This window comes from Rhodothermus profundi (genome assembly GCF_900142415.1).
In the GTDB taxonomy this organism is placed as follows: domain Bacteria; phylum Bacteroidota; class Rhodothermia; order Rhodothermales; family Rhodothermaceae; genus Rhodothermus; species Rhodothermus profundi.
Window position 1 is genome coordinate 118,293 of sequence record NZ_FRAU01000008.1, and the last position, 16,428, is coordinate 134,720.

The following is a 16,428-nucleotide window of genomic DNA, read 5'->3' on the forward strand; positions in this document are numbered from 1 at the left end:
GGAAGGCGCTCCATTTTAAAAATTTGCTTTGTAGTTTAGGCGCAACAATTACACACCTGCATGCCGAAGGGCCATGAAGCAACCCTGGATTATGCTCCTGCTAATTGGAGGAGTCCTGAGCGTCCGGGCGCAGCCGGTAATGCACCAGCCGGATCCGTATATCCAGCAACTACTGACGCGCGTTTCAGCTGATTCCATTGAAGCCAGCATCCGGCGGCTGGCTGCTTTTGGCACGCGCCATACCCTTTCCCCTACCGATAACGATACATTTGGCATCGGGGCAGCTCGGCGATGGATCAAGCAAACCTTCGAACGCTATGCAGCAGCCGGAGGCGGGCGCATGGAAGTCTTCTTGGATCGCTTCTGGTATGGACCCGATGGCCGTCGCGTGGATCGGCGCGTGGAAATTGTCAACGTCATCGCACGGCTACCCGGTACCGATCCACAAGACGATCGCATTTTTATCGTCAGTGGCCACTACGACAGTCGCGTGCGGGACGTAATGGATTCGCTTTCGTATGCCCCTGGCGCGTCGGACGACGCCAGTGGAACAGCCGCGGTCATGGAAATGGCCCGTGTCCTGGCCGATGCGCGTTTTCCTGCTACAATCCTGTTTGTAGCAATGGCAGCCGAAGAACAGGGGCTCATCGGAGCCCGTCATCTGGCTGCCCTGGCCGATTCGCTGGGCTGGAATGTGGCCGGGATGTTTACGCTGGACATTATTGGCAATACCGAGGGCGATAACGGCGTGCGCGACAACCGAACGGTGCGTGTCTTTTCGGAAGGGGTTCCATCTGCTGAAACACCCCGGCAGGCTCGGTTGCGGCAGGCGATCGGTGGCGAGAACGACAGCCCCTCCCGACAGCTTGCCCGCTACCTGCACGAAATTGGCACCCGATACGTGCCCGAACTACGGGTGAAACTGATTTTCCGGCGCGACCGCTTTCTGCGCGGAGGCGACCATATTCCGTTCAACGAACGCGGTTTTGCGGCCGTGCGCCTCACCGAACCGCACGAAGCCTATACGCGCCAGCACCAGGACGTGCGCGTGGCAGATGGAATCGCCTACGGCGATGTGCCGGACCGGATCGACTTTGACTACGTAGCCCGGGTAACCCGGTTGATGACGGCTGCGCTGGCCAACCTGGCCATGGCACCTCCCCCGCCTGCCGTTGCCTACATCGATGCACGCAGGCTTTCCGTGGATACCCGGCTGCTATGGTCGCCCCCGCGAGCCGGCCGTGACCGGCTGGCGGGCTACTATGTGCTGGTGCGGGAGACCACGGCGCCCCTGTGGGAGCAGAAGTGGTTTGTACCCGCCACCGACACCAGCTACACATTTGTGGGCTGGTCCAAAGACGATTACTTCTTTGGCATCCAGTCGGTTGATGCGCAGGGGCATGAAAGCCGCGTGCTGTTTCCGGTGCCGTTGTTCCGTTAACTCCCAAACCACAACAACGCCATGCCACTGGATCGACGCCTGTTTCTCCAGTACTGCTCCGCCCTGGGACTGACAGGCACGCTATTCCCAGGTGTGCTTTACGCCAAGATTGAAGAGGGTGAGCCGATTACGCCCGAAACAATTGCCTGCGCCGAACGCATTGCCGGCCTTTCCTTCACTGAAGAGCAGCGCCAGATGATGGTGGAAGACCTGACCGAGCGCCTGAAAGATTACGAGGCGCTGCGGCAGGTCCCGCTGCCGAACGACGTCATTCCGGCCTTTGTGTTTGACCCAACGATCGGGGGAGAACCGGTGCCCGAGGGGACGGCCGGAATGCGCTGGGAGCCTCGTCCGGTGGAACGGCCGCGCAGCGACGAAGATCTGGCGTTCATGACAGTGGCGGAGCTGTCGTACCTGCTCAAAACGCGACAGGTGCGCTCGGTAGAACTGACCGAATTGTACCTGTCCCGCCTGAAACGTTATGATCCGGTATTGAAAGCCGTGGTAACCTACACGGAGGAACTGGCTTTTGAGCAGGCCCGAAAAGCTGATGAGGAACTGGATGCGGGCCACTGGCGCGGCCCCCTGCACGGCGTACCCTATGGGGCCAAAGACCTGCTGGCTGTGCCTGGCTACCGCACGACCTGGGGCGCTAAGCCCTACGAAAATCAGGTGCTGGACGTAAAGGCTGCTGTAATTGAGAGACTGGAAGCTGCCGGGGCTGTTCTGGTGGCCAAGCTGACGCTGGGCGCGCTGGCCTGGGGCGATGTGTGGTTCGGTGGGCAGACCAAAAACCCCTGGAACATTGATCAGGGATCCAGTGGCTCTTCGGCCGGGTCGGGAGCGGCCGTTGCCGCTGGTCTGGTGCCGTTTGCTATTGGTTCAGAAACGCTCGGGTCCATTGTTTCACCGTCAACGCGCAATGGCGTAACCGGCCACCGCCCAACGTTTGGTGCCGTAAGCCGGTATGGCGCCATGGCGCTGAGCTGGACCATGGACAAACTGGGGCCTATGGCCCGTTCGGCCGAGGATTGTGCGCTGGTGTTCGAAGCCATCCGAGGACGCGATGCGCGTGATCCAAGCACCCGCGATATGCCGTTCCCCTTTGATCCCGCCTTTGACGTGCGGCAGCTCCGCGTAGGCTATCTGGCCGACGCCTTCGAAGAGGACTATGAAAACCGCGAGGCCGATTTGCAGACGCTTCAGGTGCTCCGCGACCTGGGCATTACGCTGAAGCCCATTCGTCTGCCCGATGACCTGCCCGTTTCGGCCATGCTGCTTACGCTGGAGGTCGAGGCAGCCGCTGCTTTTGACGAGCTGACCCGCACGGGAGGAGTAGACCAGATGGTCCGGCAGGGGCGCAACACCTGGCCGCATGTGTTCCGCGTAGCCCGTTTTGTGCCGGCGGTTGAGTTTTTGCAGGCTAATCGTATCCGCACCCTGCTCATGCAACGGATGGCGGAGGTCTTTCGCGAAGTCGATGTCTTTGTCGCGCCGGCTTTTCAGGGAGGCACGTTACGCATTACAAACCTGACAGGACATCCCTGCGTGTGCGTGCCGAATGCGTTCCATCCTCTGAAGGATAAACCGCTGTCCCCACGCCGGCAGCCTGGCAGCATCACGTTTATCGGAGGACTCTACCGGGATGCCGAAGTGCTCATGCTGGCGCATGCCTACCAGCAGGCAACCGACTTTCACCGACGTCGCCCCCCGATTCGATAATCGGCCTGCCGGTTAAACATCGGGGTAAGCCGAAAGAGAAGCGGTAGTCGCCTCCCCATAATGCCGGGAGGATCAGCAGCCCTTGCTGGGGAGCGTAAATGCGCTAGGCCAGTTGCAATGGTTGCAACAACAGCAGAATACCGCCCCGGTCCCGAATGAGATTGCGGGCGCGCACCTGAAACCAGCGCCAGTGGCCGCGTCCGGTGCGAAGCCGAAGCAGCCAGGACGCTTGCTGCTTTCGCGCCCGGGCCATTGCCGCCAGATCATGCCAGATTTGCTGCAGATTGCGGCTGTGGACGTGCGTAAAAAAGCAAGGGTCAAGCGGTTGCTTTCCGGGATATTCAAGCAATGTACGGGCTGCCGGGGTTATGTGCTGAATGTCGCCGTTGGCGTTGATCAACAGCATCGGAAGATGAGGATCAAGCGCCTCCTCTCGCTGAAAGCGCTTCCGAGCTAAAGAGGCCGAAGAGGGCTTAAGAGATTTTGCTGGCATACGCGCGTTCCTCCTGCCAAACCATGAGTAGCTTTACGTAGTTAGAACGTACAACAAAGTTGTCGCTTTGGCAAGCGCTTCCGGTAAGGAAAAGTGTGAAAAACATTCCGTTAAACAAATATCCCCATGCGCGTTGTCTCTCTGTTACCGGCCGCTACCGAATGGGTATGGGCATTCGGCGCTCAAGAGGTACTGATTGGTCGTTCTCATGCCTGTGACTTCCCGCCGGAAGTGCTGGATCGTCCGGTGCTGACCCGGCCGCGCGTTGCTGCTCAGGGCACGTCAGCCGAAATTGACCGGCAGGTTCGGGCGGTATGGGAACAGGGGCTGAGCCTGTACGAGATCGACTGGGAGCAACTGCAGGCGCTGCAACCTGATCTGATCCTTACGCAGGCCCAGTGTCCCGTGTGTGCCGTGTCGGTGTCCGAGCTAGAAGCCGGCATAGCCCACTGGCCGGTCCCGCCGCGCGTGCTTGCCATAGCACCGCAGACGCTCAAACAGGTATTGGATGCCGCGCTGAAAATTGGCCGAGCTATCGGCCGTGTTCGTGCAGCTATGGCGTATCTGGCAGCGGCAGAGCAGCGACTGCGCCGCTTGCGGGATGCGCTGGGGCTGCACCGGCGTAGCAACCCCGCTTTATTTCCGCGGGTTGTCTGCCTGGAATGGCTTGAGCCACTCATTGTGGCCGGGCACTGGATGCCCGATGTTGTGGAAATGGCCGGGGGACAGGCCGTGCTGGTCGAGTCCGGGCAACCCTCGCGAACAATCTCCTGGGACGAGCTTCAGGCAGCCGATCCGGACGTGCTGCTAATCATGCCCTGTGGATTTACCGTGGCGCAGACGTCTCGAGAGCTGCCTGGTCTGATGCAACATCCCGTCTGGCAAACGCTACGGGCTGTGCAGGAGGGACGGGTATATGTACTGGATGGACATGCCTACTTCAATCGGCCCGGCCCTCGTCTGTATCGTTCCATTGAGCTCGTGGCGGTATGCCTGCATCCGGAGCGCCTGCCTGCACACGCCTGCAACGTGCAGCCCTGGGAATTGCAGACGTTGGAAGCTGCGCTGGCCTAATTGCGTGCGCGCAACGCCTGCTGTAGCAGGTGTTCCCGCTCCATTTTGGCCTGCGCGCCCTCCAGCAGCTCGCGCAGAGCCCGCAGTTCGGCGTGCGTGCAGGCATAGCGCACGTCGACGGTCTCCAGCCGTCCCGTCAGCGACAGGGCGCACAGGCTGCCCGCTTCCCAGGCCTCAAGGGGCACCGAACGCACCCGCTCACAGAGTGCCTGAAAACGTTCAGGCGAAAGCTGAAGCACGAGCCGCCCGAAGGCGACCTCAAAGCGTCCGCAGCAGGCGCAGCGTAGCACGTAGCCATGCGGCGTTTGAAACAGATAGGGGCGGCTGCCAGAGGGAGCTTGCATGGCTTGAGTGCTTTCAGTGCAAGGGATGCGACAACGCTTCCTCAGACGATAGCCAGCCGGCCTGCCGGCTCAACCGGTACCACTGGCGTTCAATCCAGGCCGTAATAGCCGGATGGGGAAGCAGTCCGGTTCCGTCCGCCCGATACGTCAGACCCTCCAGCACCTCCTGATAGGGACCAAAGCCGTACACGCGAAACGGAATGACCAGAACCGTGCGGCCTGCTTGCGTTTCGGCCTCAATGAAGGCGCGAATCCGACGTTCAGCCTCGGCCCGCAGTGCCGGCCAGTCTTCGCGCAGCGTCTCAACGCGCACGGCATAAAAACCCAGCGCCCGAATAAGCCGGGCATGCCGCTCCATTGCCACAATCCAGCGGGCATTACGCACTTCATCCTCGGTACCGTGCGCCAGGAGGAGCACAGACTCCCGGGCCGGATGCTGGCTGAGCGCAAGGGCGCGATCGGCCAGAATCGGACCGATTTCAGGAGCCTCCATCAGGCCGGTCCGGCTGAGCACGAGCGAAAGATCATGACGAAGCGGCGGTGGGGGGCCAGGTTCGCTACGGGGGCCGTGATGCAAGAAGCGAGCGGGTGGGTCAGAGCGCAACCCGAGCAGATATTCCGTCTGATGCCGAAACGAAGCACTGTCCATGAAAAGCCGGACAACCACGACGCGGCGCGCTCCCTGCGCTCGCAAGGAGTCCAGCGCCTGGCGAAGCGTGTTGGGATCGGCCATTCCGAAGGCAACAGCTGTCGGACGTCCTGCTCGCAGGGGCGCCACTGCCTCCAGTACGGCCTGATTCCAGGAGGAAGACCCTCCATGGGCCATCACCAGCAGGCCCGGTTGGGTGCTGTCGGGCGCTATGAGCAGGTTCATCCAGAGTAGAAAAAGCGTCAGCATGGTTTTCTCCGTCTTGTTCAAGCTCACTGCAGCCGGCGAGAGCCGTCCGGTTGAAAGACGTACTCGAAGGTGTAGTAACGGGGCGGATTAGCCTGGCGGTCGATGGCACCGGGATCAGGAGCCCCTTTGTAATAGCTCAGGATGCGCACTTTGGCATAACGCCCATCAGCCGTGCGCACGACAATCGTGCGGCCAGGTATCGGAGTGACCGTATGCGTGGCTGGATCGTAGTTGTACCAGCCGTTTCCGGAGCCCGGGCAGATGGCGCGTTGAACGCCGTTGGGACAGGGGTCCTCTCCGTCTACCCGAAACTGATCGTCGGCGGGAGCTTCGGCTACCTCTTCAAAAGGCACCTCCAGCACAACCGCACCCCCCTGACCCGGACCACTCGTGCCGCCATTGATCAGAATATGGGTGCCCTGAAAGGCCAGGTCCCAGGCAGTCGAAGCCGAATCGCTACGGTCTGGATTATCGTAGCGCAGCACAATTTCGCCGGTGCGCAGGCTGAAAAAGGTGTATCGACCGGTACCGACCGGCCGCCCTGTCTGAGGATCGCGCGTGGTGGGGTCGGCCGGCAGATCTTTGACCACGACTGCCTCGACCGGCGTGGTTTCATCTAATGGATTGCTGGCATCACAGGCGGCTACCACCAGACCCGGGATAAGGAGCAAAAGGGCATGTGTCCGCATGGTTCACATCGGGTTTAGGGTTGCACATGAACGGTAAGCGTCACAAACCAGCGCCGACCAGGTTGGAAAGGCATCAGCGCCGGACGTCGCAGATTCAGCAGGTTAAAAGCACCGCCTTGGAGCTCCAGGAAGCGGCCTAGATTGCGCGTAATTGTCAGGTGCCAGAGGCTGTAGCCTGGTGCATACTCGTCAGGGCGGTTCACCACCCCATTGCCATCCACATCCCGATAGCCGTACCGGCTGCGCCAGATGCCCCAGAGCGCTACGGTCCCTTTCAGCGGCGCTAACCGCCAGCGCAGATGAACCGTGCCGCTGTGTCGGGAACGTCCAAAGAGGCCGCCGTAGTCCTGGCGCTGCAGACGATAATCGCGGCCTGATGCCGTGCGGCCAAAGAGCCGCCCCGCGTCAATGGCCGCAAGCACATCTCGGTCGGCCGTCTCCAGATACTGGTAGCTCAGGCCGAATGTCACGGCTGACCGGGGCCGAACCGTCAGCGTAGCTTCCAGCCCGCGGGTGTAGATGCGCTCCAGGTTGAAGTAGGAGTAGACAAACGCCTGATTGGTCTTTTGAGCAACCGGCTGCACGTCAATCAGGTCCCGGACTTCGTTATGGAACAGGTTAAGGGAAACCTCCAGGCGCTTAAAGAGCTGCACGTCGCCGCCCAGGTTGAAGGCAACAGAGCTTTCTGCACGTAACGGGGCGACACGGTCTGGATCGATGAGGAGCCGGGCGATCTGTCCGGCCGCCTGCAATCGCTCCAGCTCTTCCCGAAAACGCGCGGTACCAAACACGCTGTAGCCAGCCGCTGTATTGGTGAAGACCAGGTAGCGCTGGCGGAAGGCTGGAGCCTTGAAGCCGCTGCCCACCGATACGCGGAGTCGGTAGTGCTCGGAAGGCCGAACCAGCAGGGCCAGCCGAGGACTGAAGCGGCTGGCATAGTCACTGTGGGTGTCGAACCGAAAACCTGAGACCACTTCCAGCCAGGAGCGAGGCGCCCATTCGTGCTGGGCAAAGAAAAAGCCGCTCCGGGCTGTAACGCGACCGGCATAGCGATCGCCCTCCAGCGCTTCCTGCACGGCGCCGCTGCCTATTGTCAGCAACTGGCGATGGGGCAGCAGTTGCTGCAGGCGCACTTCCAGCTTGCGATAGGCCTGCGCAAAGCGATCCTGGTAGTATAGCGCACCGTCCGCCTGCCGGGTCATACGGGTACGGGTCGCATAGCCTGTCAGGTAGAGCGAGAGGTCCAGCCGCAGCCGGCGAGTAAGCTGCTGTTGCCAGCGCGGATGCAGGCTCCAGTCCACCTGGCGGTACGTCTCGTCGTAGGGGATGTCCGCCAGGGCGAACGCGCTGAGCCGCTGCTGACGATGGTGGCGAGCTGCCAGCGATAGCAGCGAGCGACGGGGCAGGTCCCAGGTGAGGTAAACGTCGGCGGTATAGTCGCGCAGGGCCGGGGCAGTAGGGCCAAAGACGTCCGGTGCCAGATCATACCCTTCGGTGCGGTAGTGGTCCACCAGTAAGAAAGCGCCCAGGCGGCCGCGCCGCAGCTCTGTGGTGGTCCCGATCTGATGCGTGCCGTGCGTTTCTGTGCGCGCGTGCAGCGTAGCGGCCAGTGGTGCGGCTGGACGGCGGCGGATCAGGTTAACTACTCCAGCCAGCGCTTCACTCCCATAGAGGGAGGAGGACGGACCGCGAACGATTTCAATGCGGTCCAGCCCCTGCACCGTAAAGCGATCTAAATCCAGCGTGCCCGCTGTGCGACCGATGATGGGCTCGCCGTCAAGCAGCAGCAACGTGTAGTCGGGCTCAAAGCCCTGTATCATGAGGCCGGTGCCGTGGTCTTCGAAAAGCAACAGGCCGGGTTGCTGGGCCAGCAGGTCCGACAGGCGCGCGGCGCCGCTCTGGCGGATGGCCTCAGCGGAGACGAGCTGCGTAGGCACAGGTACCTCGGTCAGCGGCCGGGCCGACCGGGTAGCCGTAATGACTACAGGGGGCAGGGGGATGGCCCGGCTTGTATCCAGGGCTACCTGCGGTAGCAGCACCAGCAGAAGCAGCGAGGTCATAGCTTGTTTGATATAAAATTTAGACTGAATATAAATTACAGGCTGGACCGATCCGATGCAAAGGGACAATTATGAAGTTGCAGTGAAAGCCGTCATCCGTGGAAGGAAGGGCCGGCCTGACTGGGCTTGCTATCTGCTGTTACAGGCTTACCGTCGCCACTGGAGCTGGAGCTGCAGGTGGCGGGGTGGGGCCAGTAGAGCCGGACGTTCTACGTAATAGTAGTCGAGGGCGTTTTTGATCAGCAAGGTGAGCATCAGGCCAGCACGCTGCCAGCTTAATCGCAGATCCAGCACGCGGATTGGTACGGTAACGTCGGCATCTGGTACAAAGCGGGCAAATTCCGTGTCGATGCGTTCCGGGCGGCTGGCCAGGCGCAGATCAGCGCCCATGCGAAGGTGGACCGGCAGCGCTATGGTCAGGCTCGTTTTGAGCAAATGGCGGCTTCGGAAGGACAGCGGAAGCGGTCGGGGGCCGGTTAGATCGTCCGCATCCAGCAGGGTATAGCCGAGCTGGGCTTTCAGCCAGGAGCCCAGGAGCTGCATGTCCACGGTGGTTTCCAGGCCGCGGATGCGGGCTCGGGTCAGGTTGACAAATTGAAAGGCCAGGCGATGGGCCTGAAAGCGCGGTTCGACCAGATCCCGATAATCGGTCCAGAACAGCGCCAGCGTGCTGCTCACGCTGGCCAGCGCGCCTGCGCGATAGCGAAAGCGCAGCCCGAGTTCATAACCAGTACTTGTTTCGGGGCGCAGGTCGGGGTTGGCCACAATGGGAAAGAACTCCTGGTTTTCGATGTAGCGCTCAGCTACACCGGGCACCCGAAAGCCCAGCCCAAAAGCGGCGTGCAGCGTCAGGTTGGGGCGGACCTGAAAGAGCACGTTGGCCCGGGGGCTGAGCCGCGTAATCCAGCGATTGGCACGAATCTGGTAGGCGTCAAAACGCAGTCCGCCGGTCAGCCGCCACCGAGGGGTGAGCGCCTCTTCCCATTGGCCGAACACAGATACTTCGGGCTGGCTGCGAAACGGATGGCCGTCTTCGGCAGGAAAGAATGAGGAGCGCGTGGCGACTGCGTCGGCCGATGCTCCAAACGTCAGGTAGCGTGTTTCAGCGGGTTGCCAGTCGAGCTGAACCTGTCCGCCATAGCGGAATCCCAGCGTGCCTTTTGAGAGCGGCTTCGGGCGGCCCTCATCGTCCAGCGGGCGCAGCGCCAGTACGTAGAGCCGGCCACTGATGGTGTAGAACAGGTTAGAGCCCGGGGCATGGGTAAAAGCCGGTAGCAGCGTCCACTGGAGGGATTCCGTATCGTTGGCACCTACAGCATCTTTGGCGCCGGTTGTGGGAATGCGGCCGGGATTGAGCGGATCGCGCAGGCCATTCCAGTACAGAAAAGAGTCATTGCGCCGCCAGGTCAGTCCGGAAAGCACTACGAGCCGCGCGTTTGCCGCAGGTTGCCAGCGCAGCTTGGTGTAGCCCTGAAGCAGAAGGCGCTTGCTGAAATTCAGGTGGCCGGTGTTGTGCAGATAGGTGAGATGGAGCCACCCACCTGCGCGGCTGCTCAGGCGCCGGGCGTGCGTGAAAATAACGGTGCCAAACGGGCGCCAACGGCGGGCGCCCGCCCAGCGCGCGCGCCACTGGGCGTAACGCACGGGGGCATATGCTCCTCCCGAGAGGCGCACTTCGGTTTCCGGTTGCTCAGGGAAATCGCGGGTGAGCACCTGGATGACGCCACCGAGCGCTCCGCTGCCGTAAAGCGCCGAGCCAGGTCCTTTGAGCACTTCGATCCGGTCAATCTGGGCAATGGGTAGCAGCTCGAAGGGCACGCCATCGGCATCAGGCGATAGCATGGGAAAGCCGTCGATGAGCAGCAGCACGCGGCTGCCAGCATTGTAGGTGAAGCCTGAGGATCCCCGGATGTTGACCTGGTTGCCGCTCATTTGCACGCCGGGGATGTAGCGTAAGGCATCGTCGAGCGTAAAAATGCCGCGTGCCGTTACGTCGCGCAGCGGCAGTACGGAAAGGCTGACCGGCACGTGATCCAGCAACTGGGCACGTCGGGCGGCTGTCACGACCACTTCAGGGGCTTCAATGACGGTAGGGATAAGGGCGAAATCCAGGCGTCGGTGTTCCCCGGGCGCCAGCGTAATGGTTTGCTCCGCCGGCACGTAGCCTACGGCCGAGGCCCGAACCGTGTAGGTTCCGGCCGGGATCCCTGCGATCAGGTAATGGCCGGTAGCGTCGGTGGCGTCTCCATAGAGCGTGCCGGTCAGGATTACATTTACGCCGATCAGGGGGGTGCCGTAGATGTCCCGCACCGTGCCTTCCAGCGTCGCCCGTTCGGGCTGGGCGCGCAGCGGGAGCGCAACGAGTAGCAGGAGCAGACGCGCGTATTTCATGGCGATCCAGGAAAGCTGGCAGGGTGTTGAAAGTCAGCTTCCAGCACGAGGGGGCGGCGTTCTCCGGGGCGAAGAATAAGGGGACGGTCATAAACTACAAGCGGCCGCCAGTCCAGCAGGCCGGGGCCAAATTTCCAAGCTATGCCACTATACAGAAAGGTGTCGGCCACCACGCCTTCCAGATCAAGTACGACGCGGAAGGTGTCGGTGTCAACAAAGCGGCGCAGTGTGTCGCTGATTACGAGCTCGTTAAAGCGGAGCAATAGGTCAAGGGCACTTTGCGGCACAAAGCGCATGGCTACAAAGCGCAGCTCCCGTACCGAGTCGGGAGGGGGCCAGCGGCCGGTGTAGTAAACCGTTCCTTCAATGGTAGCCAGCGGAGACGGGGGCGGCGGAGCCAGCCCTCCATCACATCCAGCTAAAAGTAGCAAGATGCTCAAAAACAATTGGCTTAAACGCTTTTGCGTGGGTTGTCTGTGAATTCGGAACAGAACCTTAACAGAATGGAAAGAATGCGCCTGGCAGTGTTTGGCGCGGGGATCCGGTGAATGTATATTTTCGACCGCGATCCGGTAGGCTGAGCCGTATCCTGAAATGGGCTCAACGCTGCTGTAAGCGGTTTCTGTGGATGTAAGCGTGGTGATCATCAATGAGACTATCCGATTTGCACTACGAATATCCTAAAAGTCTGATTGCCAAGTATCCGGCCGAGCCGCGCGACAGTGCTCGGCTCATGGTGCTTAACCGTAAGTGTAAAACCATCGAACATCGCATCTTTCGAGACATTGTGGATTACTTTAACGAAGGCGATGTTCTGGTGGTCAATAATACAAAAGTTTTTCCGGCGCGGCTCTATGGCCGAAAGGAGAAAACCGGTGCCCGGATCGAAGTGTTGCTGCTTCGCGAGCTGAACGCCGAAAGCCGACTCTGGGACGCCCTGGTTGATCCGGCCCGAAAGATTCGAGTAGGAAACAAAATCTACTTTGATGGGGGGTTGGTGGCGGAGGTAATTGACAACACAACCTCGCGGGGGCGGACCATACGCTTTCTGTTCGACGGTAACGATGAAGAGCTTTATCGCAAAATTGAGGAGATCGGTCACATGCCGCTGCCCCCGTATATCAAGCGCGAAGACGAGCCGGAGGATCGCGAGCGGTATCAGACCATCTTTGCCCGGGAAACGGGATCGGTAGCCGCGCCAACAGCCGGATTGCACTTTACGCCGGCTCTGGTGGAGCGGCTGAAGCAGAAAGGCGTCGACATTGTCCCGATTACGCTGCATGTGGGGCTGGGCACGTTTCGACCCATTGAGGTGGAGGACCTGACCAAGCACCGCATGGATTCAGAGTACTTTATTATTACAGAAGAGGCGGCCGAGCGCATTAATCGGGCGCTGCTGTCTCCCGATCATACCGTCACCGCCGTTGGTACTACGGTGGTGCGGGCGCTGGAGTCAAGCATTTCCGCTACCGGTACGTTGAAGGCGGGCTCGGGGTGGACCGACAAGTTTATCTATCCGCCTTATGACTTCCGGATCGTTGAGCGGCTCATCACCAATTTTCACATGCCGCGGAGTACGCTGCTGGCGCTGGTGGTGGCCTTTGCCGGGCATGATTTTGTGATGGAAGCCTACCGCATTGCGGTCCAGGAAAAGTATCGGCTGTTCTCTTTTGGAGATGCGATGCTGATTCTTTGAGACAGGGCGGGGGTATGACCGAGGCGGCGCAGCAGGAACGGGCAGATCGGGTGGCCGTATTGGTGCCGGCAGCCGGCCAGGGATCGCGGCTGGGAGGCCCGCGCAAACAGTTTCGGCGGCTGGGCGGACGGCCGTTGCTTGAGCAAACGCTTCGGGCGTTTGCCTTTCATCCGGAAGTGGACAGCCTCGTGGTGGCCGTACCGGCAGATTGTGTGGCGCGCATCAGCGATTCCCTGCAGGCGGCAGGGCTTCCGAAACGCTGGCAGGTCGTGGCGGGAGGACGCACGCGCCAGGCGTCGGTGCAGGCGGCGCTGGCCGTGCTTCCGCCGGAGATCGACCTGGTGCTTGTGCATGATGCGGTGCGGCCGTTTATTCTACCCGAACAGATCTCGGCCGTTATCGAGGCAACCCGGCGCGTCGGGGCAGCCGCGCTCGCTATTCCGGAGACCGACACGGTGCGGCGCGTGCATGACCATTTACTGGGGGAGACGGTGCCCCGGCGAGGGCTCTACCGAATGCAGACGCCTCAGGGATTTCGACGCGACTGGTTGGAAGCTGCCCATCGGCAGCAGGAGGAAGCCGCTACCGATGACGTTGAATTAGTTCAACGCCTGGGATATCCGGTTGCCTGCGTGCCCGGGAGCAGTTTCAACTTCAAAATTACGACGGCAGAAGACTGGGAGCTGGCACAGGTGCTCTGGCCGCACTGGGAAGCCCGTCTGTGCCACCAATCGAAAAAAGACACATGAGGCCGTTTCGGATCGGCTTTGGGTACGACGTGCATCAACTGGTACCCGAACGTCCGCTCATTCTGGGCGGTGTGCGCATCCCTTCCGCGCAGGGCCTGGCCGGTCATTCGGACGCCGACGTGCTGCTGCATGCCATTGCCGATGCCCTGCTGGGTGCAGCGGCGCTCGGCGACATTGGCCATCACTTTCCAGACACCGATCCGCGCTGGAAGGATGCAGACAGTCAGGAATTGCTTGAGCAGGTGCATCGGCTGGTCGTGGAAGCAGGCTACGAAGTCGTCAATGTGGACAGCACCGTTGTGCTTGAGCGACCGCGCCTTAAACCGTATCTTGCCACCATGCGGCAAAACATAGCCCGCGTGCTGGCTCTTCCCGTGGAAGCTGTTTCTGTAAAGGCTACCACCAGTGAAGGAATGGGCTTTGTAGGAACCGGGAAAGGGGCGGTGGCCTTTGCGGTCTGTTTGCTTTGCGCAACCGCCGCCGGGAGGTAGGAAGGCATGGACTGGCTGGCTGATCTGACGCAATGGGCGTTGCAGGTACCGCCGTTGTGGGTCTACGTGGCGCTGCTGGTGATCGCCTACGGCGAAAATGTGGTGCCCCCTATTCCAGGAGATTTGTTTGTGGTTTTTTGCGGCTATCTGGCCGGGCGAAGTACCCTGGAGTTGTGGCTGGTCATCCTACTTTCGACGCTGGGAGGGGCCGCGGGCTTCATGACCATGTATGCGGTAGGCTACCGGATTGGAGCGGCGGTGCTGGATCCGGACCGACTGCGCTGGCTACCCAAACGCCGCATTTATCAGGTGCAACGCTGGATGCGGCGCTGGGGCTATGGCATTGTAGCGGCCAATCGTTTCCTGAGTGGGGCGCGCTCGGTTATTTCCCTGACCGTGGGCATGGCCCATATGCATCCCGGAAAAACAGCGCTGCTGGCGACGCTGAGCGCTTTTGTCTGGACAACCCTGATCGCGTCGCTGGGCTATGCGGTGGGGGAGAACTGGCCGGTTGTGCGCCAGTATCTGCAGGTGTACGGCTGGGTGGTGCTGGGCGTGCTGGGGCTACTTGCGCTGGGCCTGGGCATTCGGTTCTGGCGGCGGCGTGCGCAGAAAGCGCGCGTTTCATAAAGTTTGAAAGGCGGGTCTGTTGACAGCATCGGAACTCCTGGACTAAATTTGCATTCTCGAAGCTGCCCCGCATAAGCTGGCGTAGCTCAATTGGTAGAGCAGCTCACTTGTAATGAGCAGGTTGGGGGTTCGAGTCCCTCCGCCAGCTCTTGATTGTAAATTTGCGGTAGTACGGGGCACCAGAAGGGCGGAGTGATCATTTAATAAGAGATGAACGGGCAGGTACCGAAGCGGTCAAACGGGGCAGACTGTAAATCTGCTGGCGCAATGCCTTCGGAGGTTCGAATCCTCCCCTGCCCACACCATCTGAGCGGGAGTAGCTCAGTGGTAGAGCATCAGCCTTCCAAGCTGAGGGTCGCGGGTTCGAGTCCCGTCTCCCGCTCACAGACATAAGAGCCGCCTTAGCTCAGTGGTAGAGCACTTCCATGGTAAGGAAGGGGTCGTCGGTTCAAATCCGACAGGCGGCTCAAGAGGCGATGCCCGCGGGCATCGGACTGTGCTCCCCACAGGGAGCGCTTTTTCCTTACATACAGAAACTAAAAAGGACAGAAAGCCATGGCGAAGGAGGTATTTCAGCGGACGAAGCCGCATGTGAACATAGGGACGATAGGTCATGTGGATCATGGGAAGACGACGTTGACGGCGGCCATTACGCAGGTGTTGTCGAAGCGGGTGTCGGATCCGGTGAATCAGCCGCGGACGTTTGATTCGATAGACAATGCGCCGGAGGAGCGGGAGCGAGGGATTACGATAGCGACGGCGCATGTGGAGTATGCGACGGAGAAGCGGCACTATGCGCATGTGGATTGTCCGGGTCATGCGGATTATGTGAAGAACATGATTACGGGAGCGGCCCAGATGGACGGGGCGATTTTGGTGGTGGCGGCGACGGATGGTCCGATGCCTCAGACGCGGGAGCACATTTTGTTGGCGCGTCAGGTTGGGGTTCCGTACATTGTGGTGTTTTTGAACAAGGTGGATTTGGTGGATGATGAGGAGTTGTTGGAGTTGGTGGAGATGGAGGTACGGGAGTTGTTGAGTCAGTATGAGTTTCCTGGGGATGAGGTGCCGGTGATTCGGGGGAGTGCGTTGTTGGCGTTGCAGGGGGAGCCGGAGTGGGAGGATCGGATTATGGAGTTGATGGAGGCGGTGGATGAGTACATTCCGACGCCGGTACGGGAGAAGGACAAGCCGTTTTTGATGCCGATAGAGGATGTGTTTTCGATTACGGGTCGTGGGACGGTGGTGACGGGTCGGATTGAGCGGGGTGTGGTGAAGGTGGGGGATTCGGTGGAGATTATTGGGTTGCGGGAGGACAAGTTGACGTCGGTGGTGACGGGGGTGGAGATGTTTCGGAAGCAGTTGGATCAGGGGGAGGCGGGTGACAATGTGGGGTTGTTGTTGCGGGGTATTGGGAAGGATGATGTGGAGCGAGGGATGGTGGTGTGTGCGCCGGGTAGTGTGACGCCGCATCGGGAGTTTGAGTGTGAGGTGTACGTGTTGTCGAAGGAGGAGGGGGGTCGTCACACGCCGTTTTTCAACGGGTATCGGCCGCAGTTTTATTTTCGGACGACGGATGTGACGGGGGATATTAGTTTGCCGGAGGGGGTGGAGATGGTGATGCCGGGGGACAATGCGCGGTTTCGGGTGAAGTTGATTTATCCGGTGGCGATGGAGGAGGGGTTGCGTTTTGCGATTCGCGAGGGGGGGCGGACGGTCGGTGCCGGCGTCGTCACGAAAATCCTCGACT

At 60.6% G+C, this 16,428-nt stretch carries 15 protein-coding genes and 4 tRNA genes; 12 read left to right on the forward strand and 7 right to left on the reverse strand.

Going from position 1 to position 16,428, the window contains the following annotated elements; translation table 11 throughout:
- Window positions 1–73 precede the first annotated feature (73 nt).
- Window positions 74–1,441, forward strand: a complete 1,368-nt coding sequence (locus BUA15_RS11465; protein ID WP_072716130.1) for a M20/M25/M40 family metallo-hydrolase — start codon at window positions 74–76, stop codon at window positions 1,439–1,441.
- A gap of 21 nt (window positions 1,442–1,462) precedes the next feature.
- Complete coding sequence (locus tag BUA15_RS11470; protein WP_072716131.1) at window positions 1,463–3,163, forward strand: amidase; 1,701 nt, start codon at window positions 1,463–1,465, stop codon at window positions 3,161–3,163.
- Between the two features lie 103 nt (window positions 3,164–3,266).
- Here the strand turns inward: BUA15_RS11470 and BUA15_RS11475 are convergent, their stop codons facing one another.
- Complete coding sequence (locus BUA15_RS11475) at window positions 3,267–3,656, reverse strand: PAS domain-containing protein (RefSeq protein ID WP_072716132.1); 390 nt, start codon at window positions 3,654–3,656, stop codon at window positions 3,267–3,269.
- Between the two features lie 126 nt (window positions 3,657–3,782).
- Between BUA15_RS11475 and BUA15_RS11480 the strand changes: the two genes are divergently transcribed.
- Entirely contained in the window at window positions 3,783–4,730 is a 948-nt protein-coding gene (locus BUA15_RS11480) for an ABC transporter substrate-binding protein (protein ID WP_072716133.1), read from the forward strand.
- Here BUA15_RS11480 and BUA15_RS11485 read toward each other — a convergent pair.
- The 6 genes from BUA15_RS11485 to BUA15_RS11510 all read right to left on the reverse strand — a co-directional run bounded on the left by BUA15_RS11485 (window position 4,727) and on the right by BUA15_RS11510 (window position 11,543).
- Window positions 4,727–5,074: a hypothetical protein gene (locus BUA15_RS11485; RefSeq protein WP_072716134.1), complete on the reverse strand. Its 348-nt coding sequence runs from the start codon at window positions 5,072–5,074 to the stop codon at window positions 4,727–4,729. The genes BUA15_RS11480 and BUA15_RS11485 overlap by 4 nt on opposite strands.
- 13 nt (window positions 5,075–5,087) lie before the next feature.
- Window positions 5,088–5,972, reverse strand: a complete 885-nt coding sequence (locus BUA15_RS11490; RefSeq protein WP_072716135.1) for a sirohydrochlorin chelatase — start codon at window positions 5,970–5,972, stop codon at window positions 5,088–5,090.
- A 23-nt stretch (window positions 5,973–5,995) separates the two neighbouring features.
- Window positions 5,996–6,661 carry an HmuY family protein gene (locus BUA15_RS11495; RefSeq protein ID WP_072716136.1) on the reverse strand — a complete coding sequence of 222 codons (666 nt, stop codon included), beginning with the start codon at window positions 6,659–6,661 and terminating at the stop codon, window positions 5,996–5,998.
- Window positions 6,662–6,675: 14 nt separating this feature from the next.
- Window positions 6,676–8,721 (reverse strand): TonB-dependent receptor plug domain-containing protein, encoded by a 2,046-nt coding sequence (locus BUA15_RS11500; protein WP_072716137.1) that lies wholly within the window; start codon window positions 8,719–8,721, stop codon window positions 6,676–6,678.
- A gap of 147 nt (window positions 8,722–8,868) precedes the next feature.
- Entirely contained in the window at window positions 8,869–11,112 is a 2,244-nt protein-coding gene (locus tag BUA15_RS11505; RefSeq protein ID WP_072716138.1) for a TonB-dependent receptor, read from the reverse strand.
- Entirely contained in the window at window positions 11,109–11,543 is a 435-nt protein-coding gene (locus tag BUA15_RS11510) for a hypothetical protein (protein ID WP_245772029.1), read from the reverse strand. Before BUA15_RS11510 ends, BUA15_RS11505 begins: the two co-directional genes overlap by 4 nt.
- A 218-nt stretch (window positions 11,544–11,761) precedes the next feature.
- Between BUA15_RS11510 and queA the strand changes: the two genes are divergently transcribed.
- The 9 genes from queA to tuf form a co-directional block, all read left to right on the forward strand.
- Window positions 11,762–12,808 carry a tRNA preQ1(34) S-adenosylmethionine ribosyltransferase-isomerase QueA gene (gene queA / locus BUA15_RS11515; protein ID WP_072716140.1) on the forward strand — a complete coding sequence of 349 codons (1,047 nt, stop codon included), beginning with the start codon at window positions 11,762–11,764 and terminating at the stop codon, window positions 12,806–12,808.
- Window positions 12,809–12,822: 14 nt separating this feature from the next.
- Window positions 12,823–13,557, forward strand: a complete 735-nt coding sequence (gene ispD, locus BUA15_RS11520; protein WP_072716141.1) for a 2-C-methyl-D-erythritol 4-phosphate cytidylyltransferase — start codon at window positions 12,823–12,825, stop codon at window positions 13,555–13,557.
- Complete coding sequence (gene ispF / locus BUA15_RS11525) at window positions 13,554–14,048, forward strand: 2-C-methyl-D-erythritol 2,4-cyclodiphosphate synthase (protein WP_072716142.1); 495 nt, start codon at window positions 13,554–13,556, stop codon at window positions 14,046–14,048. The genes ispD and ispF overlap by 4 nt, the downstream gene beginning before the upstream one ends.
- A gap of 6 nt (window positions 14,049–14,054) precedes the next feature.
- On the forward strand, window positions 14,055–14,678 hold the full coding sequence (locus BUA15_RS11530; RefSeq protein WP_072716143.1) for a DedA family protein: 624 nt from the start codon (window positions 14,055–14,057) through the stop codon (window positions 14,676–14,678).
- A 75-nt stretch (window positions 14,679–14,753) separates the two neighbouring features.
- Window positions 14,754–14,826: transfer RNA gene (locus BUA15_RS11535), tRNA-Thr, on the forward strand.
- A gap of 68 nt (window positions 14,827–14,894) precedes the next feature.
- Window positions 14,895–14,978 (forward strand) — tRNA-Tyr (locus BUA15_RS11540).
- 10 nt (window positions 14,979–14,988) lie between these two features.
- A tRNA-Gly gene (locus tag BUA15_RS11545) sits at window positions 14,989–15,060 on the forward strand.
- Window positions 15,061–15,073: 13 nt separating this feature from the next.
- Window positions 15,074–15,145, forward strand: a tRNA-Thr gene (locus BUA15_RS11550).
- A gap of 88 nt (window positions 15,146–15,233) precedes the next feature.
- Window positions 15,234–16,428: elongation factor Tu (gene tuf, locus BUA15_RS11555; RefSeq protein ID WP_072715193.1), on the forward strand; the 1,195-nt coding region annotated here is incomplete at its 3' end.